30 protein-coding genes are annotated in these 26520 nt (G+C 58.0%); 13 read left to right on the top strand and 17 right to left on the bottom strand.

From position 1 onward, the window contains the following. Positions 1 to 10: 10 nt before the first annotated feature. The gene (locus tag IEI95_RS22340) at positions 11 to 907 is read left to right on the top strand and encodes a metal ABC transporter substrate-binding protein (protein WP_156531561.1); all 897 of its coding nucleotides are present in this window, start codon (positions 11 to 13) and stop codon (positions 905 to 907) included. Positions 908 to 972: 65 nt separating this feature from the next. Here the strand turns inward: IEI95_RS22340 and IEI95_RS22345 are convergent, their stop codons facing one another. The 3 genes from IEI95_RS22345 to IEI95_RS22355 are packed head-to-tail and all read right to left on the bottom strand — an operon-like array spanning position 973 to position 2734. After that, positions 973 to 1281, bottom strand: coding sequence for a Dabb family protein (locus IEI95_RS22345; protein ID WP_156531560.1), 309 nt, complete (start codon positions 1279 to 1281; stop codon positions 973 to 975). 26 nt (positions 1282 to 1307) lie between these two features. Next, on the bottom strand, positions 1308 to 1772 hold the full coding sequence (gene rnhA, locus IEI95_RS22350; protein WP_015915177.1) for a ribonuclease HI: 465 nt from the start codon (positions 1770 to 1772) through the stop codon (positions 1308 to 1310). After that, a complete protein-coding gene (locus tag IEI95_RS22355; RefSeq protein ID WP_194417050.1) occupies positions 1769 to 2734 on the bottom strand; it encodes a homoserine kinase in 966 nt (321 codons plus the stop codon). The genes rnhA and IEI95_RS22355 overlap by 4 nt, the downstream gene beginning before the upstream one ends. 293 nt (positions 2735 to 3027) lie before the next feature. Between IEI95_RS22355 and blaOXA the strand changes: the two genes are divergently transcribed. Then, entirely contained in the window at positions 3028 to 3849 is an 822-nt protein-coding gene (gene blaOXA, locus IEI95_RS22360; RefSeq protein ID WP_156537685.1) for a class D beta-lactamase, read from the top strand. A 27-nt stretch (positions 3850 to 3876) separates the two neighbouring features. Here the strand turns inward: blaOXA and ispH are convergent, their stop codons facing one another. The 10 genes from ispH to coxB all read right to left on the bottom strand — a co-directional run bounded on the left by ispH (position 3877) and on the right by coxB (position 12369). Further along, positions 3877 to 4899, bottom strand: coding sequence for a 4-hydroxy-3-methylbut-2-enyl diphosphate reductase (gene ispH / locus IEI95_RS22365; RefSeq protein ID WP_049777272.1), 1023 nt, complete (start codon positions 4897 to 4899; stop codon positions 3877 to 3879). A 14-nt stretch (positions 4900 to 4913) separates the two neighbouring features. After that, positions 4914 to 5285 carry a DUF1304 domain-containing protein gene (locus tag IEI95_RS22370; RefSeq protein WP_015915169.1) on the bottom strand — a complete coding sequence of 124 codons (372 nt, stop codon included), beginning with the start codon at positions 5283 to 5285 and terminating at the stop codon, positions 4914 to 4916. A 162-nt stretch (positions 5286 to 5447) separates the two neighbouring features. Continuing rightward, positions 5448 to 6173, bottom strand: a complete 726-nt coding sequence (locus IEI95_RS22375) for an SURF1 family protein (RefSeq protein ID WP_156531558.1) — start codon at positions 6171 to 6173, stop codon at positions 5448 to 5450. Position 6174: 1 nt separating this feature from the next. Beyond that, complete coding sequence (locus IEI95_RS22380) at positions 6175 to 6555, bottom strand: DUF983 domain-containing protein (RefSeq protein WP_071202614.1); 381 nt, start codon at positions 6553 to 6555, stop codon at positions 6175 to 6177. Positions 6556 to 6794: 239 nt separating this feature from the next. Then, complete coding sequence (locus IEI95_RS22385; RefSeq protein WP_015915166.1) at positions 6795 to 7673, bottom strand: cytochrome c oxidase subunit 3; 879 nt, start codon at positions 7671 to 7673, stop codon at positions 6795 to 6797. A gap of 190 nt (positions 7674 to 7863) precedes the next feature. Next, a complete protein-coding gene (locus IEI95_RS22390) occupies positions 7864 to 8481 on the bottom strand; it encodes a cytochrome c oxidase assembly protein (RefSeq protein ID WP_070151922.1) in 618 nt (205 codons plus the stop codon). Positions 8482 to 8626: 145 nt separating this feature from the next. Further along, on the bottom strand, positions 8627 to 8764 hold the full coding sequence (locus IEI95_RS22395) for a cytochrome c oxidase system small membrane protein (RefSeq protein ID WP_060719083.1): 138 nt from the start codon (positions 8762 to 8764) through the stop codon (positions 8627 to 8629). Further along, positions 8764 to 9720, bottom strand: a complete 957-nt coding sequence (cyoE, locus tag IEI95_RS22400; RefSeq protein ID WP_071202610.1) for a heme o synthase — start codon at positions 9718 to 9720, stop codon at positions 8764 to 8766. The genes IEI95_RS22395 and cyoE overlap by 1 nt, the downstream gene beginning before the upstream one ends. A 73-nt stretch (positions 9721 to 9793) precedes the next feature. Beyond that, positions 9794 to 11461 carry a cytochrome c oxidase subunit I gene (ctaD, locus tag IEI95_RS22405; protein WP_071584994.1) on the bottom strand — a complete coding sequence of 556 codons (1668 nt, stop codon included), beginning with the start codon at positions 11459 to 11461 and terminating at the stop codon, positions 9794 to 9796. A gap of 14 nt (positions 11462 to 11475) precedes the next feature. Then, positions 11476 to 12369: a cytochrome c oxidase subunit II gene (gene coxB, locus IEI95_RS22410; RefSeq protein ID WP_156531632.1), complete on the bottom strand. Its 894-nt coding sequence runs from the start codon at positions 12367 to 12369 to the stop codon at positions 11476 to 11478. A gap of 626 nt (positions 12370 to 12995) precedes the next feature. On the opposite strand from coxB, the gene IEI95_RS22415 reads away from it, so the two are divergent. The 5 genes from IEI95_RS22415 (at position 12996) to IEI95_RS22435 (ending at position 17146) form a co-directional block, all read left to right on the top strand. Beyond that, entirely contained in the window at positions 12996 to 13535 is a 540-nt protein-coding gene (locus tag IEI95_RS22415) for an invasion associated locus B family protein (RefSeq protein ID WP_156531557.1), read from the top strand. Between the two features lie 93 nt (positions 13536 to 13628). After that, positions 13629 to 15044: a metalloprotease TldD gene (gene tldD / locus IEI95_RS22420; RefSeq protein ID WP_156531556.1), complete on the top strand. Its 1416-nt coding sequence runs from the start codon at positions 13629 to 13631 to the stop codon at positions 15042 to 15044. Next, on the top strand, positions 15044 to 15475 hold the full coding sequence (locus IEI95_RS22425; RefSeq protein ID WP_156531555.1) for a bleomycin resistance protein: 432 nt from the start codon (positions 15044 to 15046) through the stop codon (positions 15473 to 15475). Before tldD ends, IEI95_RS22425 begins: the two co-directional genes overlap by 1 nt. 6 nt (positions 15476 to 15481) lie before the next feature. Beyond that, positions 15482 to 16135 (top strand): HAD family hydrolase, encoded by a 654-nt coding sequence (locus tag IEI95_RS22430; RefSeq protein WP_156531554.1) that lies wholly within the window; start codon positions 15482 to 15484, stop codon positions 16133 to 16135. A 246-nt stretch (positions 16136 to 16381) separates the two neighbouring features. Continuing rightward, on the top strand, positions 16382 to 17146 hold the full coding sequence (locus IEI95_RS22435; protein ID WP_015915156.1) for an HAD family hydrolase: 765 nt from the start codon (positions 16382 to 16384) through the stop codon (positions 17144 to 17146). A gap of 76 nt (positions 17147 to 17222) precedes the next feature. On the opposite strand, the gene IEI95_RS22440 is transcribed toward IEI95_RS22435, so the two are convergent. The 3 genes from IEI95_RS22440 to soxR form a co-directional block, all read right to left on the bottom strand. After that, entirely contained in the window at positions 17223 to 17540 is a 318-nt protein-coding gene (locus IEI95_RS22440) for a MazG nucleotide pyrophosphohydrolase domain-containing protein (protein WP_156531553.1), read from the bottom strand. Positions 17541 to 17814: 274 nt separating this feature from the next. Beyond that, complete coding sequence (locus tag IEI95_RS22445) at positions 17815 to 19143, bottom strand: D-alanyl-D-alanine carboxypeptidase (protein ID WP_194417051.1); 1329 nt, start codon at positions 19141 to 19143, stop codon at positions 17815 to 17817. 180 nt (positions 19144 to 19323) lie between these two features. Continuing rightward, the gene (gene soxR / locus IEI95_RS22450; RefSeq protein ID WP_015915153.1) at positions 19324 to 19809 is read right to left on the bottom strand and encodes a redox-sensitive transcriptional activator SoxR; all 486 of its coding nucleotides are present in this window, start codon (positions 19807 to 19809) and stop codon (positions 19324 to 19326) included. Positions 19810 to 19893: 84 nt separating this feature from the next. On the opposite strand from soxR, the gene IEI95_RS22455 reads away from it, so the two are divergent. The 3 genes from IEI95_RS22455 (at position 19894) to IEI95_RS22465 (ending at position 22645) form a co-directional block, all read left to right on the top strand. Then, on the top strand, positions 19894 to 21348 hold the full coding sequence (locus IEI95_RS22455; protein ID WP_156531550.1) for an MFS transporter: 1455 nt from the start codon (positions 19894 to 19896) through the stop codon (positions 21346 to 21348). Positions 21349 to 21594: 246 nt separating this feature from the next. Further along, the gene (locus IEI95_RS22460; RefSeq protein WP_194417052.1) at positions 21595 to 22047 is read left to right on the top strand and encodes a polysaccharide deacetylase family protein; all 453 of its coding nucleotides are present in this window, start codon (positions 21595 to 21597) and stop codon (positions 22045 to 22047) included. Then, positions 21953 to 22645, top strand: coding sequence for a polysaccharide deacetylase family protein (locus tag IEI95_RS22465; protein WP_194417053.1), 693 nt, complete (start codon positions 21953 to 21955; stop codon positions 22643 to 22645). The genes IEI95_RS22460 and IEI95_RS22465 overlap by 95 nt, the downstream gene beginning before the upstream one ends. A gap of 28 nt (positions 22646 to 22673) precedes the next feature. Here IEI95_RS22465 and pdxH read toward each other — a convergent pair whose 3' ends face one another. Next, entirely contained in the window at positions 22674 to 23294 is a 621-nt protein-coding gene (pdxH, locus tag IEI95_RS22470; RefSeq protein WP_156531548.1) for a pyridoxamine 5'-phosphate oxidase, read from the bottom strand. A 62-nt stretch (positions 23295 to 23356) separates the two neighbouring features. Between pdxH and IEI95_RS22475 the strand changes: the two genes are divergently transcribed. The 3 genes from IEI95_RS22475 (at position 23357) to fabI (ending at position 26481) form a co-directional block, all read left to right on the top strand. Beyond that, a complete protein-coding gene (locus IEI95_RS22475; RefSeq protein WP_273545184.1) occupies positions 23357 to 23809 on the top strand; it encodes an RT0821/Lpp0805 family surface protein in 453 nt (150 codons plus the stop codon). 388 nt (positions 23810 to 24197) lie between these two features. Continuing rightward, positions 24198 to 25472 carry a DnaJ C-terminal domain-containing protein gene (locus IEI95_RS22480; protein ID WP_156531547.1) on the top strand — a complete coding sequence of 425 codons (1275 nt, stop codon included), beginning with the start codon at positions 24198 to 24200 and terminating at the stop codon, positions 25470 to 25472. A gap of 190 nt (positions 25473 to 25662) precedes the next feature. Next, complete coding sequence (gene fabI / locus IEI95_RS22485; RefSeq protein ID WP_041696286.1) at positions 25663 to 26481, top strand: enoyl-ACP reductase FabI; 819 nt, start codon at positions 25663 to 25665, stop codon at positions 26479 to 26481. The last annotated feature ends 39 nt before the right edge of the window (positions 26482 to 26520 follow it).

Here is a 26520-nt window from a genome sequence, read left to right on the forward strand (position 1 = left end):
GGAGATCATTATGAACCGTAAACTGTTATTGTCCGCAGCCCTGCCACTGTTGATGGCGCTGTCTACCGCACCAGCCTTTGCCGACACACTGAAGGTTGTCGCGTCCTTCACTGTGTTGGCCGATGTCGTCAAACAGGTTGGCGGCGATCATGTCACCGTCTCCAGCCTAGTTGGCCCCGATGGCGACCCCCATGAATTCGAGCCGTCGCCAGCCAATGCCAAGGCTCTGAAGGCCGCCGATGTGACATTCGTGTCCGGTGAAGGCCTGGAAGGCTGGATGGACCGGCTGATCACCGCCTCCGGCTACAAGGGCAAGCCAGTCGTCGCCTCCGAGGGCATCAACACCCGCACCATGGAAGAGGATGGCAAGACCGTGACCGATCCGCATGTGTGGAACAGCCCGGTCAATGTGAAGGTCTGGGTCGCCAATATCGAAAAGGCGCTGACCGCCGCCGATCCGGCCGATGCCGAAGCCTTCAAGACCAATGCCAGCGCCTATACGAAAAAGCTTGAAGACATGAACGCCTATGCTCATGCCAAGTTTAACACTATCCCTGAATCCGAACGCAAGATCCTGACCAGCCACGACGCCTTCGGGTATCTCGGCCGCGAATACAAGATCAGCTTCCTGTCGCCGCTCGGTCTTTCCACCGAAAGCGAGGCCTCAGCCGCCGATGTCGCCAAGTTGATCGAGCAGATCAAGACCGAGCATGTGAAGAGCTATTTCTTCGAAAACTCCAACGATCCCCGTCTCGTCAAGCAGATCGCCAAGGCAACCGGCGCCACATCCGGCGGCGAGCTTTACGTAGAAGCCCTGTCCAAGCCCAAGGGCCCGGCTTCGACCTATGAGAAAATGTTCCGCTACAATGTCGACAAGCTGGCCGATGCCATGCGCAAATCAAGCTGATCCCTCACAATCAGCCTGATAGGGCCGCCCCGATCAAACCCTACACCTGCCGGGACGGCCACTTTTTATGCCTCGAGGTCGAAGACCAGGATGCCAGACAACCCGCCATCCGTCGCGGCGACGATACGGTCGCCAACCGCGATATGATCCGGGTGCTTCAGGTAATAATCGCGCACCGTGGCATCTTCGAAACTCACGATAAACCCATCGACGAATCCGCCATTCAACCCTTCAGGCGACACATTCGGGCCGCAGCGCACTTCCAGCATACCCGGCACAACCTCCTTCAACGCACTGATGGCATCATAGATCGACTGTTTCTCAGCGTCAGAGACCGCCGACTTGAACCGCAGAAAAACGCAGTGATAGATCATCGGTAACTCCTTGTGGGATTGTGCGATTATAAGATTGGCTTCGAGCCTGCACCGCCCTTTTTGAAGGGTTCCATGCCCTTGCGGGCCAGTTCATCGGCCCGTTCGTTTTCGGGATGACCGGCATGGCCCTTGACCCAGTGCCAGGTCACCTTGTGGCGCTGGTTGGCAGCATCGAGCTGCTGCCAAAGCTCGCCGTTTTTCACCGGCTTCTTGTCAGCGGTCTTCCAGCCGTTCTTCTTCCAGCCGAAGATCCACTTGGAAATACCGTCCATCACATATTTGCTGTCGGTGTGCAGATCGACCTCGCATGGGGTCTTCAGCGTGTTCAGCGCGGTGATCGCCGCCAGCAGTTCCATACGGTTATTGGTGGTATCCGCCTCACCGCCGCAGAGGTCTTTTTCTACCTCGCCGTAGCGCAGCACCGCGCCCCAGCCACCGGGTCCAGGATTACCGGAGCAGGCGCCATCGGTGAAGATGTCGACATGTTTCATTGCGGCCACCCGTATTCGGCAGCGGTCTCGACCGCTTGGTGGAAGCGCAGCTTGCGCAGATATTCCAGCGGCTCCTTCTTCACCACCATGGCGCCTTCCGGCGTCGTCAGCCAGTCGTAAAGCCGAGTTAGCAGAAAGCGCAGCGCCGAGCCGCGACACAGAACCGGTATGGCCGCAACCTCCGCTGGCGACAGGGAACGAACCGACAGATAACCGTCAATCATCGCCTTGCCCTTGGTGATATTATAGCTGCCGTCCTTTTCGAAGCACCAGGCATTCAGGCAGATCGACAGGTCATAGGCCAGAAAGTCGTTGCAGGCGAAATAGAAGTCGATCAGCCCCGACAATTGGTCGCCAAGGAAAAACACATTATCGGGAAATAGATCGGCATGGATAACGCCTGAGGGAAGATCCTTCGGCCATCGCCCGGCCAGATGCGCCAGCTCGGCATCGATTTCCGCCTTAAGGCCGGGAGAGACCTCATCGGCGCGGGCGCGCGCCTTTGGCCACAGCGCCTGCCAGCCAGCAAGATCGAGCGCATTGTCGCGTTTCAGCGCAAATCCCTCTGCCGCAAGATGCATGGTCGCCAAGGCCTCTCCCACAGCCCGGCAATGCTGGGTTTCCGGCTTGCGAAGCCACATGCCTTCCAGAAAGGAAATCAGCGCCGCAGGGCGTCCGGACAATTCGCCCAGCAAAGCGCCATCCTTGCGCGGCAGTGGCAGCGGGCAGTTGAGGCCCTTGGCCGAGAGGTGATGCATCAACCCCAGGAAAAACGGCAGGTCATCTTTCTCAACGCGCTTTTCATAGAGCGTAAGGATCAACGCACCTTTGGTCGTATGCAGCAGGAAATTGGAATTTTCCACGCCCTCGGCGATGCCCTTGAAGGAAAGGAGTTCGCCGGTTTCATAGTGTGCGATGAAGGCCTTCAGATCGACCTCGTTGATATCGGTATAAACTGCCACAGGGATGATCCGCAATTCGGGTTTTGTGTTCGGCAGGGATACTGCATAATTGCCAAAATCCAAACCAAATTCAGGGGGCGATCATGCCGCGCCAAATAGGTGCTACAGCGCGATGGCATGGCATGCCAGCCCCTGACCGAATAGGCCACAAGAAATTGGAACCCAGCGAACAATGTCCGTTTCCCTCCCACAATAAAGGCAGAATTTTAGCGTTGCCTGACCGTCCACCGCCCCTGGTGGATAATCGGGCTACCGCAAACCTTTATGCACAGTAGTCGAGAAAGAGCAGGCCCATGAAAACATCGCATGCCGCATTCAAGATGATTTCAGCCGTGATGATGACCGTCGGGTTTCTGGCATCGACGGCGCAGGCTGGAACGATTTGCACGGTCATTGCCGATAGCAACACCGGGAAGACCCTGGTCCAGGACGGCAATTGTGCGGAGCGGGTAACGCCGGCTTCCACCTTCAAGGTCGCCCTCAGCGTCATGGGCTATGATGCCGATGTCCTGAAAGACGAGCATAATCCGACCCTGCCGTTTAAACAGGGGTATGTGGATTGGGGCGGCGACAATTGGAAACAGCCGACCGATCCGGTGCGCTGGATGAAATACTCCGTCGTCTGGTATTCCCAGCAGATCACCAGGACGCTTGGGCAAGAAAAGCTTCATGATTACGCGACGAAATTTGCCTATGGCAATGCCGATTTTTCCGGCGATCCTGGCAAAAACAATGGTCTGGAGCGGGCATGGATTGCCTCCTCCTTGAAGATTTCACCGCTGGAGCAGGTCGCTTTCCTAAGAAAGCTGGTCCAGCATCAACTGCCCGTTCGCCCCGAAGCCATGGACAAGACAATGGCCATCGTTGAGCAACGCCAGATCGCCGATGGCTGGACCGTGCACGGCAAAACTGGCGCGGCCTTCCCTCGTCTTTCGGACACCGCGTTCGATTATAGCCGTGGATGGGGTTGGTATGTCGGCTGGGCCAGCAAAGGCAAACAGACCTATGTGTTTGCCCGTCTCATTCAGGATGAGAAAAAAGACCAGATCACCCCTGGGATTCGGGCGCGCGACGCTTTGCTGGAAGAACTGCCAGAGTTGCTGGCCAGCAAGTGAACAGGGCCTTTCCGACTTGGCCTTGCGTCACCCGTTGACGAAGGCCATGTCGTCCTGGGTCAGTTCGATGGAGCGCAATTCGCGGTTTACCAGGAAGTTTTCGTTCTCAATCGAAAATTCAGCCAGCTCGATTGTCGCGTCGAAGCGGGCCTTGAAGGCCTCGATGATTTCGTTGACCACCACTTCCGGTGCCGATGCGCCCGCCGACAGGCCAAGGCTGCGGATCTCACCGATGGCGTCCCAGTCCAACTCGCTGGCGCGCTGCACCAGGATGGAGCGCTTGGCACCAGCCTTCAGCGCCACTTCCACCAGCCGCTTGGAATTGGAGGAATTGGGAGCGCCGACGGTGACGAACAGGTCGCAGCCGGGCGCTGCCTGTTTCACCGCTTCCTGCCTGTTGGTGGTGGCATAGCAAATACTGTCGGCAGCAGGCGCCTTCAGCTCTGGAAAGCGCTCCTGCAATTTGGCAATCACGCCTGCGGTATCATCCACCGACAGCGTGGTCTGGGTGACGAAGCCGAGGTTTTCGGGATCGATTGGCTGATAGACGGCGGCATCCTCAACGGTTTCCACCAGGGAAACGGTGCCTTCGGGCAATTGCCCCATGGTGCCGATTACTTCCGGGTGGCCTGCGTGACCAATCAGGATGACATGGCGGCCAAGCCGTTGATGGCGCATGGCCTGTTTATGGACTTTCGAGACCAGCGGACAGGTGGCATCGAGGTAGAAGAGATTGCGCTTCTGCGCATCTTCCGGCACGGATTTCGGCACGCCATGGGCGGAAAACACCACAGGCTGCTGGCGATGCTCGACCGGGATTTCATCCAGTTCCTCGACGAAGACAGCCCCCTTGGCCTCCAGCCCCTCAACCACATAGCGGTTGTGGACGATTTCATGACGGACATAGACCGGCGCGCCATAGCCCTTCAGCGCCAGCACGACGATCTGGATCGCCCGGTCGACACCAGCGCAAAAACCGCGCGGACCGCACAGCCGGATCGTCAATGGCGACCGGGTTACCGAGCCGGTTTCCAAAAGCGTTTTGTCCATCGCAGTCGTCATTGTTATCCAGCCAGTAAAACCAAAAACAGGGCAATCGCTGCCGGCGCGGCCTGGACGAAGAAGATCCGCCGCGACACGGTCCTCCCCCCATATAGGCCAGCAACCACCACAGCGCCAAGAAAAAATACCTTGAGCTGGAGCCCCATGGCCGGCAGCGGATGCAGAAGCGCCCAGAACAGGCCCGCAGCCAGAAATCCATTGTAAAGACCTTGATTGGCCGCCATCACCCGAGTGGTTTCAGCGCCCTGCAGGCTTTTACGGAAGATCTTCCGGGCGCGCGGTGTCGTCCAGAGAAACATTTCCAGCACCATGATGTAGATGTGTTCCAGCATGACAAGAACGACCAAAACTGTCGCAATTAAGAATATCGTCATATCTCTCACCCCCGTTCGAGATTGTTGAAAGCAGTAAAATTCCAGCAATCCATATCGAAGAAAACAAAGTAAAAATGCAGATGGATTGCGCATCTATGCTTGAACCGATTGGGTTCAAGCATTTTGACAATATCCACATTATTGTTGATTCTGGAAATGACGTCAGGTTTTCTTTCTGAAAACCGAAATAACTGCGATCACCGCCAGAGCAAGCGCCAGACCGTACCAGGTCAAGGCATATTGCAGGTGACTATTGGGCAGGTCGATCATCGTGACACCGCCGATCGGCAGGCCGCCGGGCACCGGTGACGGCCCTGCATCCAGAAAGAACGGCAGAACCTTAGCCGCATCGATCCCGGTGCTGTCGGCCATGGCATCAAGATCTTTCCAATAAAACACATTCTTGGCGATATCGTTGTCAGGCACCAACCGGGAGGGCTTTTCCGCCAGTTTCGCCCGCGCCAGGCCGGTGACGCGCTGGAGGCCCAGCAATTGTCCACCCATGCGTGTCGAAGGCTCCTTCTTCTGCTCCGGCACAAAACCGCGATTGACGAAGAGAATACGTCCATCGGCAAGCTGAAGCGGCGTGTAGATGTAAAACCCGGCATCGCCATCATAGGTCGCCAGGAAACGGCGTTCCTTGTCGTTGAGATAGGTGCCGGAGGCGGTCATGGCCCGGTAATCGACATCCCCGCCACCCCGCGCCAGCGTATCCATCTCCTCGACGCTGGCAGGGGGCTGGTGGCGGCGCGACTCGATATCGGCAATCAGGCCTTCCTTCCAGGCCAGACGATGCATTTGCCATGTGCCAAGCGAGACCAGCAGCGCCAGGGCGACCAGCACCAGAAAGCCGCTTGCGGCAAGCCTTACACGCGTCATCGCGGCCATCCTACTCCCGGTCGATCTGCCCCGGATGGGCATTGTGCTTGTATTGCAGGGCAATCAGCAGCGCCTTGATGGTGCGCAACAGCCAGAGCGACAATCCGATCGCCAAAGGTCCAAACACCAGAAAATGCACCCACAATCCCGGCGAATACGTGACCTCCGTATAAAGCGCCAGGCCAACCACCAGAAAATCGGCGATCAGAATAACGAAAATCGACGCCCCGTCGCCGGGATCGATACTGCTGTAATCGAAGCCGCATGCGCTACAGGCGGGCTTCAGCTTGGTCAGTCCCTGAAAAAGCTTGCCACGTCCGCAACGCGGGCAGGAAACCGAAAGGGCGGCCTGGACCGGTTCGACCGGCGGGAAATCGCTATTGCTGGCCATGGCGTCGAGATCCTCTTTTCACTCCTGAGTTTATGAGGTTCAGATTAAACCACACAAACTCTCGCGTTTCGTGTTTCGTCTGTCTTTTCGGGAACACCCGATTCCGCGTTCGGTACAATCCTTAAGCCCAACTGCAAAGAAGAGGGCGGCGCTCTTGACGCCGCCCTCGTTAAATCCAACTCGCTGGCGGTTAGAGCATTTCCAGACGCAAAACCGCACCGCACGTTTGCTGGAATGCTCTAGCCATGCGCCAGCGGCGCACCCCATCCGCCCCAGATATAGATAGAGAAGAACAGGAACAGCCAGACCACGTCGACGAAGTGCCAGTACCAGGCCGCCGCCTCAAAGCCAAAATGCTGTTTCGGGGTGAAATCGCCTTTCAGCGCCCGAAACAGGCAGACCAACAGGAAGATCGTACCGACCAAAACGTGGAAACCGTGGAAGCCAGTGGCCATGAAGAAGGTCGCACCGTAAATCGAGCTTTTGAACGCGAAGGGCGCATGCATATATTCATAGAACTGCACAAAGGAGAACAGCGCACCGAGCACCACCGTCAGCGTCAGGCCGCTGATCATGCCCTTACGGTCATTGTGCAGCATGGCATGATGCGCCCAGGTAACGCAGGTACCCGATAGCAGCAGGATGACGGTGTTATAAAGCGGCAGGTGCCAGGGATCGAGCACTTCGACACCCTTTGGCGGCCATTGCCCGCCGGTAAACTCGACCCGCGAGGCCTGGATGGCTTCATGGGGAAACAGGCTGGCATCGAAAAACGCCCAGAACCACGCGACGAAGAACATCACTTCAGACGCGATGAACATGATCATGCCATAGCGCAAATGCAGCGACACGACCCGCGTATGGTGGCCCTCATGGGCTTCCTTGATCGTATCCGCCCACCAGCCGAACATGGTGAACAGGATGATGGCAAGACCAATGTAGAACAGCCATGGATGCGCCAGTTCCATGCCGAACAGCTTGAACGAGCCACCATGCAGGTAGCGCATATAGCCGACCCCGCCGAAGGTCAGGATGAAGGCCCCGAGCGAGGCCAGGATCGGCCATGGGCTCGGATCGATGATGTGATAGTCATGATGTTTCTGATGGGCGTCGGCCATGTCAGCAATCCCCGCTTGAAAACTCTCCTCAAATGATCAGCCGCCTCTCGCCGCCGATCACTCCATCCCTTACAGTTTATCCCATAATCGCCGCTGGCCGTCTGCAAATGGCAATTCTTGAACAGACTGTTAATTTCCTACCCTTGCTCCTGGTCCGCGCCCGCCGCTTTGATACAGCGGGACCCGCCCGTTAAAGCTTAGGTTGAACGGTGGCCTTGTCCTGCGCAATCCCCGCCACCGGCTTTTCGCCGCCATGCGGATAGAATGTATAGGACAAGGTTACCGTTCCGATATTCTTGGTTTCCGGCTGCGCCATGATGTCAGGGTCGATGTAGAAGACCACCGGCATGTCCAGCGTCTGGCCGGGCTGTAGCACCGTCTCGGTAAAGCAGAAGCACTCGATCTTGTTGAAATAGACCGCCGCTTCCATTGGTGTCACGTTGAACACCGCCTGCCCTTTGGTCGGATAGGGCGAGCGATTGGTGACAGAATAATTGGCCTGAATGGTCTCGCCGATCCTTGGGGCAACAGAGGCCTGCATCGGCTTGAAATCCCAGTTCAGACCGGGCGAGACATTGGCATCGAAAGTCACCGTCATCTTGCGGTCGAGAATGACCGATGACGGTTGCTCGGCCCGCTGAGTGGTGCCGTTATAGCCGGTCAGCTGGCAATACATCCGGTAAAAAGGGGCCGCGGCAAAGCTCATGGCGGTGACGCCGCCGACAAACGCCAGGCAAGCGAAAAACACGGTCAGGTCCTTGCCCTTGCCGCGCCGTTCTCCCGCTTGCGTGCCTCCCGGTTCTGCCATGGCTCGTTCCTCCCGTGCCGCTGCTTCAATGGTATGCGTATGTCAACAGTCTGTGCTTCAAAAACCCTGCTAAACGCTTCTCTCACATCGAGCATTTCCAATCTGCGCGTCGTCAAATGACGAGCCATGCGCAATCAGATCCTGCTCATTGTCCCATGCCGCTGATCTTCACCAGCGTCACGAGGTAAAACAACACGACAAGCCCGGCCAAGACCAGGCCCAGCGCTATATTGCGGCCGCGTCTCGATTTTCTCTGGGCTTCCGTCAGCTTGACCGTTTCCATCACAGCGCTCCCGAAGCATGAGCGATAAGGTTCGCCGCGTAGTGATCGACCAGCAGGGCTGAAAACACCGCAAACAGGTAGAAGATCGAATAGGCGAACATTTTGCGGGCCGGTGCCATGCGTTCATCGCCCTCTGGCATCCGCCAAACGGCAACGGAGCAGGCAACAAAGACGGCACTCAGCACACCAGCCACCAGCCCGTACCAGAGCGAAGCAAGCCCGGTAAAAGCCGGTGCCACGGCAAAGACCCCGGTCAGCACGGCATATACGAACATCTGCCGCTTGGTGGAGGTTTCGCCTGCCACATTCGGCATCATCGGCACGCCGACCGAGCCGTAATCGCGCATCTTGTAGAGCGCCAGGGCCCAGAAATGTGCTGGCGTCCACAGGAAGATCACCATGAACAGAATGACGCTATCCAGCGACACGCCACCAGTCACGCAGGCCCAGCCGATCATCGGCGGAAAGGCACCCGATGCGCCGCCAATGACTATATTCTGCGGGGTCGAGCGCTTCAGCCACATCGTATAGACGACAGCGTAAAACAGGATGGTGAAGGCCAGAAAGGCGGCGGCGAACCAATTGACCGCGAGGCCAAGAATCGAGACCGAAAAGACCGACAGCGTGATGCCGAAGGCCAGCGCCTCCTGCGGACGGATACGGCCTGCCGGGATGGGGCGGCGCGCCGTGCGGGTCATCACCGCATCGATATCGGCATCATACCACATATTGAGAGCGCCGGAGGCGCCAGCCCCAACCGCAATGCACAGGATGGCAATGACACCCAGAATGGGGTTGATCGTGCCTGGTGCCAGCACCAGACCTGCGAAGGCCGTGAACACCACAAGCGACATCACCCGCGGCTTTAAAAGCGCGAAGAAATCCTTCGCGCCCGCTTCGGACAGACAGATCTCACTGTCCAGACCGATGATGTTGCTGTTGTCTATGGCTGCCATTATGCTGTCCTGACCTGTCATGTTCTCAACGCCGCAGCGGCTTCATCCACGGCGTTGATGGCTTTTTTTATGTCTATTTTATGCGGGGCAACTGTTCCCACTGGTGGTATGGCGGCGGCGAAGACAGCTGCCATTCCAGTGTGGTCGCACCTTCACCCCATGGATTGTCGCCTGCGACCCGCTTCCTGGCAAAAGCCTCGAACACGCCGAACAGGAAGATCAGCACCGCGACGCCAGAAAGATAGGAGCCATAGGATGAAATCCGGTTCCAGTCGGCAAAGGCATCCGGGTAATCGATATAGCGGCGCGGCATGCCAGCCAACCCGAGGAAGTGCTGCGGGAAGAACACCATGTTGACGCCGATGAACATCACCCAGAAATGCAGCTTGCCGATGAACTCGCTATACATATAGCCCGACATTTTCGGGAACCAATAATACCAGCCAGCGAAAATTGCAAATACGGCACCCAGCGACAGAACATAGTGGAAATGGGCCACCACGTAATAGGTGTCATGCAGCGAACGGTCGAGACCGGCATTGGCCAGCTGCACGCCCGTTACACCGCCAACGGTGAACAGGAAGATGAAGCCGATAGCCCAGACCATAGGAGTGCGGAAGGACAGCGAGCCGCCCCACATGGTGGCGATCCACGAGAAGATCTTGATACCGGTCGGCACTGCGATCACCATGGTTGCGAAGACGAAGTAGCGTTGGGCGGCCAGGGACAGGCCGACCGTATACATGTGATGCGCCCAGACCACGAACCCGACGGCGCCGATGGCGACCATGGCATAGGCCATGCCGAGATAGCCGAAAACCGGCTTTTTCGAGAAGGTCGAGATGATGTGGCTGACGATGCCGAAACCGGGCAGGATCAGGATATAGACTTCCGGATGGCCGAAGAACCAGAACAGGTGCTGGTAGAGGATCGGGTCACCACCGCCTTCGGGGGCAAAGAATGTCGTGCCGAAATTGCGGTCGGTCAGCAGCATGGTGATGCCACCGGCCAGAACCGGCAGGGACAGAAGCAGCAGGAAAGCCGTGACCAGAACCGACCAGGCAAACAGCGGCATCTTGTGCAGGGTCATGCCCGGCGCGCGCATGTTGAGGATGGTGGTGATGAAGTTGATGGCACCAAGGATAGACGAGGCACCCGACACATGCAGTGCGAAGATCGCCAGATCCACCGCCGGGCCAGGCTGGCCGGAGGTCGACAAGGGCGGATACATCGTCCAGCCGCCACCGACACCGTAAGCGCCAGCCGGGCCTTCGACAAACATCGACAGCAGGAGCAGCACGAAGGCCGGAACGATCAGCCAGAAGGAGATGTTGTTGAGACGTGGAAACGCCATATCCGGCGCGCCGATCATGATCGGGATCATCCAATTGGCAAAACCGCCGATCAACGCTGGCATGACCATGAAGAAGATCATGATCAGCGCATGTGCGGTGGTGAACACGTTATACATGTGCTTGCCGCCATCGATGGCGGCATCGCCTTCAAAGCCGTAAACCATGGCAGCCAATCCGTGGAAGATCTGGATGCCAGGCTCCTGCAATTCCATGCGCATGGCAACCGACAGCGCCCCGCCGATCACGCCCGCGATAATGGCGAAGATCAGGTAGAGCGTGCCGATGTCCTTATGATTGGTCGAAAACAGCCAGCGGGCGGCAAAGCCCGGTTTGTGATCATGTGAATGTTCGGGTGCATGAGCGCCCTCGCCGGTATGTCCAGCCATTGTCCTCACTCCCCTCAGTTCGAAACGGTCATTGTGGAAACGTTCTGCGCCAGCTGATTGACGGCCTTCGGGCCATCCGTCGCTGCCATCAGAGCCTTGTTAGCCGCACCAATGTCGCTTGCGGCCGCCGTCATCCACGCATTGTATTTGTCAGCCGAAACGACGCGGATGGCGATCGGCATGTAAGCATGATCCTTGCCGCAGAGTTCCGAGCACTGGCCGTAGAACAGGCCTTCGCGGTCGACGCGGAACCAGGTCTCATTCAACCGGCCCGGCACGGCGTCGATCTTGACGCCGAAAGACGGCATGGCGAAAGAATGGATCACGTCGGAAGGCGCTGCCGTCACCAGCATGCGAACCGTCTTGCCAACCGGCAAGACCATTTCATTGTCAACAGCCAGAAGACGCGGATAGATCTTGTGATCTTCCTTGCCAGCGCTGGCGCGGTCCTGATCCTTCAGCAGGTAGCTGTCGAAAGCCAATTGCTTTTCACCCTGATATTCATAGTTCCACTGCCACTGGGTGGCCGTCGCCTTGATGGTCAGGTCGGGCTTTTCCGGAATCGTCAATTCATAGGTGAGCAAATTGAAGGACGGGATGGCGAGAAAGAAAAGAATAAGAACCGGCCCGAGCGTCCAGACGATCTCGATCACGGTATTGTGGCTGGTGCGGGACGGCACCGGATTGGCGCTGGCCCTGAACCGCACGACCACGATGATCAACAGAGCGAGAACCAGCAGCGTCACCGGAACGATGAACCACAAGGTGTAATGGTTGAACCAGCGGATCTGCTCCATCACCGGGCTGGCATGGGGTTGCAGGTCGAGCTGCCAATCAACCGGCTGGTCCGCCATCGCACCGACGGCACTCATCAGACAGAGAACCATGGCCCCCGCCAGACCTGCCATCAGCCTTGCCGTCCCCGTGACCAGACCCGTGACCAAACTGGCCATCACTTTTAAAAGAGTTTTTATCACGGTTGCCTCTCCCTCCCGCGTTTGACCCAAATCAATGGCAAACGCACAATCCCTGATATGATACTAATTTAAAATCACAATTTTGCCAATTTCGCAACAACCGTACGTCCATGCCGCTGCGGCATTTTTGCTCATCCCACAGAGATCGCCATCAAGATCCAGGCCGAACTGGCGCAATTCTCGGGCCTGCGCTGCAAATGTCAGTACGCGCTTTGCGGGAAATGCCAGAGAAGATTCTCCTGAAACCTCGCCATCGCATGGACCTGAACTGGATCTGTCCCTGATCGCAACACAGGCAAACACCCCAATTATGCCGCACTCGGCTGGAAAGGAGACTGTCAATAGTCAGCCCATCTCCGGTTTTCGTCTTGTCCAGTCTTGGGCCAGGCCTTTTATCGGTCGGGCCAATAATCGCAGATTGGATTTGTTTCGACGATCATCGCAGGTTACAGGAAGATACAGCGCGCAAAGCGCAAGGATGTCGAAGGCCTTGGCCCTTGATCCTTTGTGCGGCGCAGGCGAGAATGACAAGATTGAACAGAATTCCAGAGGTATCCATGGGTTTCCAGAGAATGTTGCGGGCTAGACTTGTCGCGGCGGGGCTCGTTGCGGCAGGGTTTGCAACAGCAATGCAAGCGGGCGCGGCGCTGGCACAGCAGCCGCAGGCAGGCACAGTGCGCTCCAATCACGGTGCCTGGTCGATCATTTGCGATACGCCCGCCGGTACCTCGCAGGAGCAATGCGCCCTGATGCAGAATGTGATCGCCGAGGACCGCCCCGAAGTGGGACTGTCCGTGGTGGTGCTGAAGACCGCCGACCGCAAGGCCCGCATCCTGCGCATTCTGGCGCCGCTTGGCGTGCTGTTGAAGGACGGCATGGAGCTTTACGTCGACAATAACAATGTCGGTCGCGCCTTCTTCACCCGCTGTTTTGCCGAGGGCTGCTACGTGGAAGTGGAAATCGACGATCAACTGATGAAAGTGCTGCGCTCTGGCAAAAGCGCCGTGTTTGCCGTGCGCGAATCCTCTGATCAGGACCGGGTCGGCATTCCCGTCGAGCTGAACGGCTTTGGCGAAGGCTACGACGCCCTACCCTGAGCACGGAGCGGTCTGGCATCGGCCCTTGCCCCATCGGTCAGGTGCAATTACATGGGGCCGATGAAATGGGAACCACAAGCCAAGGAGATCCCGATGACCACCGACCTCATCAGCCTGTTCGATTGTGACGAGCGCAGCCTGTCAAAAGCCGTCGCCTCGGCGCTGGAGGGATCGGATGACGGCGAATTGTATATTGAACATGCCCAGGCCGAATCACTTTCCTTCGACAATGGCCGCCTGAAGGGCGGCAGTTTCAACACCGACCAGGGATTTGGCCTGCGCTCGGTGGCAGGCGAAGCGGTGGGCTACGCCCATTCCGGTGAATTGTCGCTATCGGCACTCAATCGCGCCGCCGATGCGGTCAAGGCCGTTACCCATGGCTATAGCGGCTCCTATGCCAGCGCTCCGCAGCGCACCAATGTCCGGCTTTACGGTGACGAAAACCCGATCGGTAGCCCGACATTCGAGGAAAAAGTAGCGCTTCTCTCCGAAATCGACGCCTATCTGCGCGCCAAGGACCCGAAAGTGCGCCAGGTCTCCGCCTCGATTGCCGCCAGCTGGCAGGTGGTGGAAATCCTGCGCGCCGATGGCCACCGGGTCCGCGACGTGCGTCCGATGACCCGCATGAATATTTCCGTGGTGACCGGCCAGGGCGAGCGGCAGGAATCCGGCTCCTTCGGCACGGGCGGGCGAATGTCCTTTGCCGATTTCCTGAATGATGAAAGCTGGAAGGCAGGCGCTGATGATGCGCTGCGCCAGGCGCTGGTCAATCTGGAGGCCATCGAGGCTCCGGCTGGCAGCATGGACGTCGTGCTCGGCAATGGCTGGCCGGGCGTGATGCTGCATGAAGCCGTCGGCCATGGGCTGGAAGGCGATTTCAACCGCAAGAAAACCTCGGCCTTCGCCGGACTGCTGGGCGAAATGGTTGCCGCGCCCGGCGTCACCGTGGTCGATGATGGCACAATCAACAACCGGCGCGGCTCGATCACTGTCGATGACGAAGGCACGCCGTCTGCCTATAACGTGTTGATCGAAAACGGTCGGCTGGTCGGCTATATGCAAGACCGCCAGAATGCCCGGCTGATGGGCATGACACCAACCGGCAATGGCCGCCGCCAGGGCTATGCCCACCAGCCGATGCCGCGCATGACCAATACCTACATGCTGTCAGGCGACAAGAGCCCGGAAGAAATCATCGCATCGGTCAAGAAGGGCATCTATGCCGTATCCTTCGGCGGCGGTCAGGTGGATATCACCTCGGGCAAATTCGTGTTCGGCTGCACAGAGGCCTATATGATCGAGGATGGCAAGATTGGCGCGCCGGTCAAGGGCGCCATGCTGATCGGCAACGGACCGGAAGCGATGAAACGGGTGTCGATGATCGGCAACGACATGAAACTCGACACCGGCATCGGCAATTGCGGCAAGGCTGGCCAATGGGTTCCGGTCGGCGTCGGCCAGCCGCATCTGCGGATGGACCAGATCACGGTCGGCGGCACGCGGGCGTAATGGGGAATGCCCTGGTTCCGGAATTTGCAGTAACGGACTGGCATAGGAGCCGGGATTTTTACACTCGGCTGCTTGGCTTTTCCGTGCGTTACGAGCGGCCGGAAGAAGGGTTCAGCTTCCTTGAACTCGGTGACGCGCAGTTGATGATCGATCAGATCGGGCTTGGCAGGACCTTCGAGATTGATGACGCGCCGTTGGAGCGACCGTTCGGACGCGGCCTGAACGTGCAGATCTGCGTCGAGGATGTGCACGCCATCCTCGACCGGCTTGAAGCCGCAGCCATTGCCCTTTATCTGCCACTGGAAGACAAATGGTATCGCAAAGACACCATCGAGGTCGGCAACCGGCAATTCGTAGTCGCTGATCCAGACGGTTATCTGCGGCGCTTTTGCCAGGATCTCGGCGAGCGCGAACTCTCATTGGACCTATAGCGACACATGCTGCCCCGCACTCCCAAAGCCGTTATCTTCGACATGGATGGCCTCATCCTCGACAGCGAAATCCTCTACCGGAAATCGGTGATTTCGGCAGGTGAGCAAGAGGGGCTGCTTGTCGGGCCATCGGTCTATGAAGGCATGCTGGGCCGACCCTGGGACGGGATCGTGCATTTGCTTAAGGACCATTATGGGCCGGATTTCGACGCCGAAGCCTTTCGGGCAGTCTGGGTGGACCATTTTGATCGGTTGACCGCCCTGGAACTGAAGCTAAAGGCCGGTGTGGTGGCCCTGCTCGATACGTTGGATACCAAGGCCATTCCACGGGCCATTTGCACATCTTCCGCCCATTCCCAAGTGCAGCATCATCTGGCCGGCTTTGGCATTCGAGAGCGGTTCGATCACGTCATTGCTTTAGGCGACTACGCCAGAGGCAAGCCCGCGCCGGACCCTTATCTCACTGCTGCCGAGCGGCTTGGCATTGCACCCGGCGATTGTCTGGCATTGGAAGATTCCCATAACGGCATCCGCTCGGCAGCCTCGGCGGGCATGATGGCGGTGATGGTACCCGATCTCCTGGCACCGACCGATGAAATTCGGGCGCTGGCAACATTGGTCATCGATGATCTGCACCAATGCTGCGGCTTTTTTGCATAACGCGCTTTTGGAACGCCAAATACTATAACTTTGGTAGCACTCCGCACTTCAGATACTCCTTATAGCAAGTCTCTGACATGCTTACGCATCCTCGACTTGAAAAATTGGAATACGAAGGGCCATTTTCAATGAATCTTGGTATTATAATCTTCAAGCCACAGACAAGCTTCTGGCCTTAGACCTACGGCATGCCATCGGGTTATCGCGCGGTACAAACTGCGTCCGTATCTTGCCAGGAGTTCACAGGTGCACACACTCGTCATTGCCCGTTACGCGGAAGAGTTGGAATGGATCGCGCAGGTCCCCAGCAATTTCGAGATTTTCATCTATAACAAGGGCGAGGAGATCACATCGCCGCAGGTTCTTGAGCGTGCCAATCATATCATTGCACGTCCCAATGTTGGGCGGGAATCTGAGACCTACCTCCATCACATGATGGGTCAGCGCCAGCGCAATCACGATTTTACGGTCTTTGCTCAGGGTGACCCCTTCACGCACAGCCCTGACTTCCTGCAATTGCTGAACAATTGGACCGACTGGGAGAAAATCCAGACGCTCTCCTGGGCATGGGTTGAGGAAAAAAATGTACCTCCGCAGAAATTTCTGGATGCTTATCGCCCGAAGCTGCGGGGCGGTCCGCGGGTCCGAGAGGAATATTTCTCGCTTTACACCTGGGGTCCGGTCGACTTTATCGACAATGGCGCGTTGGGCATGGGTACGGTCTATCGCCTGCTGAACGGCGGGATGGAAGCTTACATCAATATCGCCGCGCATATGTTGCGTCGCTGCCGCATGGACCACATTGCCGACGAAGCCGAAAAGCATCTGCTGGGGACATTTTCCTATGGTGCAATTTTCGCGGTTCGCAACGATCTGGTCACAGCCGTTTCACCCGACAGCTATGCAAGGCTCTATGATTTCGCCACGGCGCCCGTGGTGGCGCATGGTTATATCCTGGAGCGCATGTGGCTACATTTCTTCGGTGCGCCCTTTACGCTGCGCAGGCTCTGATACCAAGGCTAAGGTCTCAAATACATTGAACCTTTGAGATCTTCGCAACTGGCAAGGTCAGGCGCGGGGCGGATTTTCATTCCGCTGCCGCAACCTTGGGATCAAACCGCCACTTCCGCCGGATCGCGCTTTCCAGATCGAGCCGGTGATGACGGGCAAAAAGCAGAACATGCCCGAAAAGATCAGCAGTTTCATCGGCAAGCAGTTGGCGCAATTCGTCTTCGCTCATGCCCTTCTGGCGACCGCGACCGCTGACGCGGTTTGCCGCTTGAACCAGTTCCCCCGCTTCCTCCAGTAATTTCAGCAGGAACCAGGTCTCGTCCCGCTCGACACCATTGGCCGCTGCATAGGTAGCCGACGCCTTTTCAAAACGCTCCATCAGATCAGCCAGCATATTGTTCTCCATTTGTTCTTGACTTTATCGCGCGATTCCGCAAGATTGTCGAGACTGAAAACCAACGCGGCAAGAAAGATTGAACAGCCCAGGATGTGCACCGAAATCCGACGGAAACCTGAGCGCCCTTCATCTTATGGCGAGGCATAGAAAATGCTGATGGAAGACGAAACGAAAACTATCCATTGGCTGCAAAATGAGAATGCCGCCTATCGATAAGATAGACGGCACGAAGGAGACGGCTAGGAGTTCAAGGTAGGGTCGCCGGAAAGGCTTAGCCCCGGGCTGGCATCAGCACGCAATCATAGCTGCTTTTCACCAGCCGCTCACAGGCGCTTTGAGCATCGTCCTTGTTGGGAAAGCCGGTGAAGCGGGCGCGGTACACGGTGGCGCCATTGCGGGTGACGGCTTCGGTATAGATATCGCGGTCGGCCAGCGGCCCACCGATCTTGTCGCGGACCATTTGCAGCAGGCTCATGGCTTCCTCGGCGCTGGCGGCAGCCGCGATCTGGATCTGCCAGGTTCCGTCGCGATGCAGCGGAATGGGCTTCAGGGGACGCGGATGGGCGCCCGCAATCAGGGCTTCCGTGGCTGCAGCGGCATTGTTGGCGCCACCACCGGCATAAGCATTGCCAAAGCGGGAGCCGAGAATCGGCGCATCGGCCTGCGCGCTGACGGAGGCGACCTGAGAAGCAACCTCTCTGCGGTCGATTGGGGTGCTGCGGTCGAGCGGCAGTGGAATGCTGCCAGTGGTCTGGGCAATGACAATCGGAGCGGTGGGAGCAGCGCTGGCGATCAGCGAATTGCCGTCAGACGCCTTGCCGATATTCTTGGTGATCAGCTGGGCCATCAGATTGTCACGGCTGGCGCCGCTACGGCCGCCCATGATCACGCCGATCACCCGGCGCTTGCCATCGGCCACGGCGCTGACCAGGTTATAGCCGGATGCGTTGGTGTAACCGGTCTTGATGCCGTCCATGCCCTTGTAGCGGTACATGAGATTGTTATGGCCATTGATGGTGCGGCCACGAAAGGCAAAGCTGCGGGTGGAAAACAGCGCGTAATCGCGGGGAAAGTCGCGCAGCAGTGCTACGCCGAGGGTGGACATGTCGCGGGCGGTGGTGATCTGCTGATCGTCTGGAAGGCCGGAGGCATTGACGAATGTGGTATTGGGCATACCGAGCTGGCGGGCCTTGGCGGTCATCATCGCCGCGAAATTCTCTTCCGTTCCGCCAAGCTTTTCGGCCATTGCGGCGGCGGCATCATTAGCCGACAGGGTCACCATGCCCATCACCGCCTCGCGTACGGTAATTTCTTCACCCGGCTTGAGGCGAAGCTTGGTGGGCGGACGTGATGAGGCGTATTTGGAAAACGGCACGGGGCTATCCCAGCTCAACGTGCCACGGCGAATCGCATCGAAAACCATATAGATGGTCATCATTTTGGTCAGCGATGCCGGATGGTTGGGCATATCCGCATTTTCCGAGGCGATCACCCGACCGGTGCGCGCATCCAGCAGAAGCTGGGCGCTGCCTGCAAGAACCGGGCTGGCCATCATGCTGATCGACACAAACAACGATAGCGCGATCAGGGTCCTGCTCATTCGGCCTCCAGACTGGTTACACTGCAAATACTTGGGCAAATTCATCGGCAAATTCACGAAAACGACCTCGAACACTTCACGGAACCGGCACGAGGACGTGCTGGCATTAGACCCAAAATGGGGCAGGAAATTGTGCAACGCCTTCATCTTGCCCAATATTGTTAATGAAGAGTTGCCCAATTATGGCAACTCTGTGGAATCTGCAGGGTTTCCCCCTTCGTTCCTATCAGAATCGAGAAGAAATACAGCCCCCTCGCCGCGCTCGCCCGCCATATCCTGGGGATTGAAGATATTGCAATGCGTCATCGACAGGCAACCGCAGCCGATACAGCCGTCGAGATCGTTGCGCAATTTGCCGAGCATGGCGATGCGCCGGTCCAAACTGTCCGCCCAACGTGTCGCAATCCGGCGCCAGTCCTCCCGGCCCGGCGTCTGGCCTTGCGGCAGATCCGCCATGATCGCCGCGACCTCCTTCAAGGGAATGCCTAGCGCTAGCGCCGCCCGGATAATCGCCACGCGGCGCAGCACGTCCCGGTCGTAGCGCCGCTGGTTGCCGCTGGTGCGCCGGGCGCGGATCAGGCCCTTGCGCTCGTAAAAATGCAAAGCCGAAACCGCAACGCCACTGCGCTCCGCCAATTCACCGACGCTCAAACCCTGCATCCGCATTTTTCCTCTTTACCTCAACTTAGGTTGAGGTTGTAGCGTGGCGATCATCAATTGACCAGAGCAGATGGCAAGGACTGAAAAAATATGGGAATTCAGGAGATTAACCCCGAATCCGCAGAGGCTGATGCGACGATGCCGGAGAATGGGCATTGGCGCGATCTGTTCGCCCCGGGCCTCGGAGCAGCAACCGTCATGGTCAGCCTTGGTGTTGGACTGCATGCTTTCAACGCCTTCCTTGTTTCAACCGCCCTGCCCTCGGCCATTGCCGAGCTTGGTGGCGCGCAGTGGTTGCCCTGGACCAGCACGCTTTATCTGGCCGCATCGATTGTGGCAGGCGCAAGTTGCGCCAGCCTCAAGGCCCGGGTCGGCACCCGAGGCGCGCTCGCTATCGTCACGTTGGTATTCCTCGTGGGAACACTAACCGCCGGTCTGGCGGGATCGATGGCGGGCATCATCATCGGGCGTGTCTTGCAGGGGCTTGGGGAAGGCGCTGTCCTGGCTCTGTGCTATATGCTGATCTCGACGCTGTTCCCGCGCAGGTTGATTGCCCGCATTTTCGGTATCGAAGCCGCCGTCTGGGCGGTGTCGGCCTTTGGGGGGCCAGTACTGGCCGGGCTGTTGACTGAGGCGATTTCGTGGCGCGCAGCCTTCCTCGTCAACGTTCCCGCCGGCATCGTCTTTCTGATTTTGGCCAGGATCGCCGTTCCAAAAGGGGAGAAAAATGGCAAAAAACCGGCCAATCCGGGTGGCTTGCCGATAGGCCGACTGAGCCTGCTGCTGGTCGGGCTGGTGCTGCTGCTGGCGGCAAATCTGACGGCGCTGGACATCTCCCGTAACACCATGATCGGCATGGCGCTTGCCGCTTGTCTGCTGTTTGTCGCGCTCGACAGAAACAGTCTTCAGCCGATCCTGCCCGCCGGCGCCTTTGTGGCGTCAACACCCGTCGGGCTGGGCCTGTGGATCGTGTTGCTCATGCCACTTTCCGAAGCGGCTCTCGGTGTCTATCTCGTCTATACGCTGCAACATCTCTGGTCGATGGGACCAATGGCAGCGGGTGCGTTGAGCGCGCTGATGGCGGTCAGCTGGAGCCTAACGGCTGTGATCACCGCCAATATCTCCACCCAAAAAGCCAGAGAAAGACTGATCCTGCTGGGGATCTTCACCGAGGCTGGCGGCCTTGCCGGCACCACGCTTGCCATTGCAACCGGTCACCTACCGGGACTGATCCTGTCGCTTATCGCCGTGGGCATGGCCTTTGGCATGGCGTGGGCGGCGCTCAGCCAGACAATGATGGAGGCGAGCCCAGCTGGCGACCGCGACCGGACCTCAGCACTTTTGCCCACATTGCAAACCGCCGGTTATGCCATAGGGGCCGCACTGGCCGGTCTCATTGCCAATCGCTCCGGCTTTTCCGGCACGGCATCGCCGGAGGTGCTGCGCCATGCGGTCGGCAATAGCGTCCTGTTTGGCCTGGCCTGCCTTGCTCCGGCAATCCTGCTGGCGCCCTGGATGGTGAGAAGCCTGAGGAAAACCGGGTGATGTCCAGGCTCTTCTGATAGATTTTATCCCCAGAACAACAGTTTCATCGCCGGAGTCGGGCTTAAAACCGGAGCCGATGCACAATTCCTTAAATCCGTACCATTAATCTGGCAGGTATTGAGACGATAACCCTTTGGGCCGGATGGGATCGCCCATTCGATTAAACCTATCCGGTGCATTCCGGACACCTGTTAAAGAGCATCTTTTTTCAAAGACAGTGCAGCTGCGGCTGCCGGAACATCACGTATGAATGCTACTCTCTTCAAGCATGGGCTGATCGCGGGTGGACTGGTCGCGGCTGGGATGGTGCGCAGGTTCGGTGCATGGAAGGAAGCGCGCGGGCTCGGCGCGATCTTTACCCTGCATCAGGTGCGCCCCTATCTTCCTCTGGTGCCCGATCCCAACCGGCACCTGGAAATCACCCCGCAATTCCTGGATACCGCCCTTCGCGCCCTGTGGCGGGAAAATTACGAATTCATCCGCTTGGAGGAGGTCCCCGCACGGCTTGCTAGAGGGCCAGGTCAAAGGCCGTTTGCAGTCTTTACCCTTGATGATGCCTATTACAGCAGTCGTGACTTCGCCCTGCCGATCTTCGAGCGGTTCGATGCGCCCTTCACGGTTTTTTGTCTGCCAGGGCCTCAGCGAGCGCAGCCATGGCCTCTGGTGGGAAACCCTTGCTGCCCTGACCCGCAAGGCTGAGCAGCTGAAATGGGACTTCGACGGCAGGAGGCGCATCCTGTCCACCGACACGCCATTGCGCAAAGCCGCCGCGTTCCGGCAGATCGCCAGCCAGATTACGGCGATGAACGAGGCAGACATGATCGGCAGGCTAAACGGGATGGCGGCAGAGGTCGGGATAGACAGCCGCGACATCGTTGCCAAAGCCATCCTGCCCTCGGAGGCGCTGGCCGATTTTGCCGCCCATCCGCTGGTCAGCCTGGGCGCTCATACGGTCAGCCATCGCGGCTTGACCGGGCTTGATGATGAAACGGTGCAGCAGGAGTTGAAACTCTGCGCCGATTATCTCGAAACCCTGACCGGAACGCGACCGGTCAGTTTCGCCTATCCCTATGGCGATGGCCGTAGTGTCGATCGCCGTACCATCGATTTGGTGCGCGAGGCCGGTTTCCGTCTGGCAGTCACCACCCGGCCCGCGACACTGTTTGCAAACGACGGACAGCGCCTGCACGCCCTGCCGCGCATTTCACTCAATGGTCATTTCCAAACGCCAGCCACGGTCCGGACGCTGGCATCGGGCATTCCCTTTCGCCTGATGTCACGCAAACCGGCTGCGTGACACAGGAAAAAGTACAGCCCTTAGGAGATCACGGATACATCCGCACCTTGCTCCAGGGGCGGTCCAGCGCCTCGCGGCGAAACTCGATCCGGTCATGCAGGCGGAATTTACCGTCACGCCAGAATTCGATGGTTAACGGCTTGATCCGGAAACCCGACCAGTGGGCTGGACGCGGAATAGACCCCAGGGCGTAACGCGCCGTATATTCGGCAACCGCTTTTTCCAACGCAAACCGGCTTTCCAGCGGCCGCGACTGTTTCGAGGCCCAGGCGCCGATCCGGCTGCCGATCGGTCTTGTCTGGTAATAGGCATCGGCCTCGGCGTCGGACACGACCTCCACTTCGCCGCGCAACCGCACCTGACGTCGCAGGGATTTCCAGTGAAAGCACATCGCGGCTTTCTTTTGGGAGAGAATCTCCGTACCCTTCTGGCTCTCGAAATTAGTATAGAAGACGAATCCGTTTTGATCGAAATCTTTCAGCAGCACCATGCGCACATTTGGCAGGCCGCTTTCATCGACTGTCGCCAATGCGACAGCGTTGGGATCGTTTATCTCGGAGGCCTTTGCCTCCGTGAGCCACGTTTCGAACAAGCCAAAAGGTTCATGCTCCTCGGTAAAGTCACCGGTTGTTAACTCATTTTGCGACATATTATGTTAAATGCTCCGCATATGCCCGCGCCGCCAACGACGCATGAAGGACAGGACAGGTCTTGAGAGACATAGCAAAGCCGGATCGATGCAGAAAGGGACGCTGGGCCACCAGCGGTCGTTTTATGGCCATGGCGGCGCTTTGCCTCATGTTGGGCGGCTGTGTCGGTGGCGTCATGGACTTCGGAGGCGATACGCCTAAGGTTGATCGGTCGATTTCGACCGGCACCATTCCAAACGAACCGGAAAAGCGGTCCGACCAGGATACGGTTCGCAATGCGGTTTCTTCCGCCGATCTTGAAAAACTGGGTCTGAGCCCGGTTCCCTGGGCCAATACCACAACGGGAAGCGCCGGTGTGATCGACTCGATTTCCGAGGACCGCAGCAATGGCGTGATCTGCCGGGTGTTCGTCACCAGCCGCCATGCCTATGACGGCATTGCCAAATTCTATGGCCGCACCTGCCTGGCCGGCGATGGCCAGTGGCAATTGGTGAATTTCGACAAGCAGTCCTGAGATCGGCAATTCCGTGCTGTAAAAACGCCGATTGCACCGACTTTCCATGACTTACTAACGGTCATAGCCGCTGACGGCAGCACCCATTGCGTAAATTCCATTGGCATCAAAGCCTGATTCAAGGAATTATTCCCCAAGCGTAACCACTGGTTAGCATCTGCTTCCTAATATAATCATGTCCCGTGGCGAGACATATAAAGACAATGCTTGCCGCGTATGAGCGTGAATGATTCACCTTTCTGCGAAATTGCTGGGCAAAAATCTTTTGTTCTGAAATTTCCGCAACAGATTGAAAGTGTTACGGTACATCATATTTCCCCTTACGGGTGCGATGTCGTGACCCGGACAGATCTCAATTGAACCGCTCTTGTATTTGGTTGGTGGTAAAATGCGTGATCCCTACTCCATTCTCGGCGTGCAGCGCGATGCTGGTACTGACGAGATCAAGGCTGCCTGGCGCTCGAAAGCCAAGACCTCTCATCCCGATCAGAACCGGGAGGACCCAACAGCAACCCAACGGTTTGCGGAAATCGGGCAGGCCTATGATGTGCTCAAGGACCCCGCAAAACGAAGCCGCTACGACCAGCAACGCTCGAAAATGGACGCCATGAAACGCGAACAGACGATCATGCAACAACGCGAGGAAGCCCGTGCGGCCGCCGAGCGCGCCCGTCAGGCCAAGGCCAATGCGGAGCGCGTCATGGCCGATCTGGCGCGCATCGAGGCGGAAAAGGCCAAGGCTGAAAAAGCCGCCGAAATGCTGAATGTCAAGGTTGAGGCCGCCCGCGCCCGCGCGCAATCGGCCGAAGCCCAGGCCGCCAATGCGTCGGCCGACGCAACGGCAAGCGCCAACGCCTCGGCCAAAGCCCAGGCTCAAACGCAGGCTCAAGCCCAGCCCCAGGCCGCAGCAAAGCCGGAAACCGCGAAAGCGGCTCCCGACACCGCCGAAACGGCAGCCCCCAGCCGCCCCGCCAGCCCGGATGCGGCAGACGATGCCGTCTCGAAGATTTTCGGCGCTGCCCAGACCGATCAGCGGCGAGGTGAAGACGAGGCGAGCGAAGACGGTAACCGGTCACGCGGCTTTGCACTTCCGGTTCTTGGCCTGATTTCATCGCTGGTGCGACGCATTCGCAAACCGGCGCCGCCGGTTCTCGAAAAGGCCCCCGACATCATGGTCGAGGCCACCATCGCCATTGACGACCTGTTGCAACACAACACCATTTCCGTCCAGCTCAGCGATGGACGCGAGGTGAGGCTGCCGCTGGAAGCAGGGTATACCGATGGCAGCATTGCCCGGCTGTCCGGCAAGGGGCTGAAAGTGCCGAGCATGTTAACCGGCGATGTGCTGGTCACGCTGCGGGTGTTGAAAAGCCCTGCCTTCAGCGTCGATGGCTATGACATTCACTGCGTCGTGCCGATCAAGCTTGAGGATGCCGTGCTGGGATGCGACACGGTGATCGAAGGGCCGCAAGGACCGCTCGACATTACCGTACCGGCCTGGACCGGCTCGGACCAGAGCATTCGCATCGAAGGCGAAGGCCTGCCCAGCGGCCCGGACGAACGGGGCGCACTGGTGGTGGAAATCAGGGTCGTGCTCTGGGAAAAACCGGACGAAAAAGTCACGGATCTGATGAAAGTGATGAAGCACGGGCTTTTCCTATAGTTTCCGCCCCCCGGAAAAATGACGGGTTAAACCGAATTTCGCTGTAATCACACAGTGATAGCCACACCCTTTGTTACGGCTCCTTACAGTATTTGTTGCCTCTCTCCCATGAAGACAGGTGTAGCACAGCTTGAACCAAGGATCGGCCTATGCGATAGGCAGGTTCGATAGAAGTCTTAGGGAGCAACGAATGGCTCAAATTTCGGGCCTCATGGCAGGCAAACGTGGCATCATCATGGGTGTTGCCAATAATCGTTCCATCGCATGGGGCATAGCGAAGGCCTGCCGGGATGCCGGCGCGGAGATTGCGCTGACATGGCAGGGCGATGCGTTGAAAAAGCGTGTCGAGCCGCTGGCCCAGGAGCTTGAGGGCTTCATGGCAGGCGATTGCGACGTGACCGATCTGGAAAGCGTCGATGCCGTGTTCAAGAATGTCGAGGACAAGTGGGGCAAGATCGACTTCGTCGTGCATGCCATCGCCTTTTCCGACAAGGACGAGTTAACCGGCCGCTATCTGGATACCAGCCGCGAAAACTTCGCCCGCACCATGGATATTTCTGTTTATTCCTTTACCGCTGTCGCCAAGCGGGCAGAAGCCATTCTCAAGGATGGCGGCGCATTGCTGACGCTGACCTATTACGGTGCGGAAAAAGTCATGCCGCATTATAATGTGATGGGCGTGGCCAAGGCAGCGCTGGAAGCCAGTGTCCGCTATCTCGCCGTCGACATGGGCAAGCGCGGCATTCGGGTCAATGCCATTTCGGCTGGTCCGATCAAGACTTTGGCAGCCTCCGGCATCGGCGATTTCCGCTATATCCTGAAGTGGAACGAATATAATTCGCCGCTGAAGCGCAATGTCACGACCGACGAAGTCGGCACATCCGGCCTCTATCTGTTGTCGGACCTGTCCAGCGGTGTGACCGGCGAAGTCCATCACGTCGACTGCGGTTACCACACCGTCGGCATGAAGGCCGTGGACGCGCCGGATATGTCGGTCGTCAAGGATTAAGACCCGGACACAAGGCCGGGAACAAGACCAAGAACAGGG

It is taken from the genome of Agrobacterium vitis (assembly GCF_014926405.1).
GTDB lineage: Bacteria > Pseudomonadota > Alphaproteobacteria > Rhizobiales > Rhizobiaceae > Allorhizobium > Allorhizobium vitis_H.

Coding starts and splice junctions, on each gene's coding strand:
- IEI95_RS22340 (WP_156531561.1), top strand. CDS start 11: ATGAACCGTAAACTGTTATTGTCCGCAGCCCTGCCACTGTTGATGGCG.
- IEI95_RS22345 (WP_156531560.1), bottom strand. CDS start 1,281: ATGATCTATCACTGCGTTTTTCTGCGGTTCAAGTCGGCGGTCTCTGAC.
- rnhA (WP_015915177.1), bottom strand. CDS start 1,772: ATGAAACATGTCGACATCTTCACCGATGGCGCCTGCTCCGGTAATCCT.
- blaOXA (WP_156537685.1), top strand. CDS start 3,028: ATGAAAACATCGCATGCCGCATTCAAGATGATTTCAGCCGTGATGATG.
- ispH (WP_049777272.1), bottom strand. CDS start 4,899: ATGGACAAAACGCTTTTGGAAACCGGCTCGGTAACCCGGTCGCCATTG.
- IEI95_RS22370 (WP_015915169.1), bottom strand. CDS start 5,285: ATGACGATATTCTTAATTGCGACAGTTTTGGTCGTTCTTGTCATGCTG.
- IEI95_RS22375 (WP_156531558.1), bottom strand. CDS start 6,173: ATGGCCGCGATGACGCGTGTAAGGCTTGCCGCAAGCGGCTTTCTGGTG.
- IEI95_RS22380 (WP_071202614.1), bottom strand. CDS start 6,555: ATGGCCAGCAATAGCGATTTCCCGCCGGTCGAACCGGTCCAGGCCGCC.
- IEI95_RS22385 (WP_015915166.1), bottom strand. CDS start 7,673: ATGGCCGACGCCCATCAGAAACATCATGACTATCACATCATCGATCCG.
- IEI95_RS22390 (WP_070151922.1), bottom strand. CDS start 8,481: ATGGCAGAACCGGGAGGCACGCAAGCGGGAGAACGGCGCGGCAAGGGC.
- IEI95_RS22395 (WP_060719083.1), bottom strand. CDS start 8,764: ATGGAAACGGTCAAGCTGACGGAAGCCCAGAGAAAATCGAGACGCGGC.
- cyoE (WP_071202610.1), bottom strand. CDS start 9,720: ATGGCAGCCATAGACAACAGCAACATCATCGGTCTGGACAGTGAGATC.
- ctaD (WP_071584994.1), bottom strand. CDS start 11,461: ATGGCTGGACATACCGGCGAGGGCGCTCATGCACCCGAACATTCACAT.
- coxB (WP_156531632.1), bottom strand. CDS start 12,369: ATGGCAGGTCTGGCGGGGGCCATGGTTCTCTGTCTGATGAGTGCCGTC.
- IEI95_RS22415 (WP_156531557.1), top strand. CDS start 12,996: ATGGGTTTCCAGAGAATGTTGCGGGCTAGACTTGTCGCGGCGGGGCTC.
- tldD (WP_156531556.1), top strand. CDS start 13,629: ATGACCACCGACCTCATCAGCCTGTTCGATTGTGACGAGCGCAGCCTG.
- IEI95_RS22425 (WP_156531555.1), top strand. CDS start 15,044: ATGGGGAATGCCCTGGTTCCGGAATTTGCAGTAACGGACTGGCATAGG.
- IEI95_RS22430 (WP_156531554.1), top strand. CDS start 15,482: ATGCTGCCCCGCACTCCCAAAGCCGTTATCTTCGACATGGATGGCCTC.
- IEI95_RS22440 (WP_156531553.1), bottom strand. CDS start 17,540: ATGCTGGCTGATCTGATGGAGCGTTTTGAAAAGGCGTCGGCTACCTAT.
- IEI95_RS22445 (WP_194417051.1), bottom strand. CDS start 19,143: ATGAGCAGGACCCTGATCGCGCTATCGTTGTTTGTGTCGATCAGCATG.
- soxR (WP_015915153.1), bottom strand. CDS start 19,809: ATGCGGATGCAGGGTTTGAGCGTCGGTGAATTGGCGGAGCGCAGTGGC.
- IEI95_RS22455 (WP_156531550.1), top strand. CDS start 19,894: ATGGGAATTCAGGAGATTAACCCCGAATCCGCAGAGGCTGATGCGACG.
- IEI95_RS22460 (WP_194417052.1), top strand. CDS start 21,595: ATGAATGCTACTCTCTTCAAGCATGGGCTGATCGCGGGTGGACTGGTC.
- IEI95_RS22465 (WP_194417053.1), top strand. CDS start 21,953: ATGCGCCCTTCACGGTTTTTTGTCTGCCAGGGCCTCAGCGAGCGCAGC.
- pdxH (WP_156531548.1), bottom strand. CDS start 23,294: ATGTCGCAAAATGAGTTAACAACCGGTGACTTTACCGAGGAGCATGAA.
- IEI95_RS22480 (WP_156531547.1), top strand. CDS start 24,198: ATGCGTGATCCCTACTCCATTCTCGGCGTGCAGCGCGATGCTGGTACT.
- fabI (WP_041696286.1), top strand. CDS start 25,663: ATGGCTCAAATTTCGGGCCTCATGGCAGGCAAACGTGGCATCATCATG.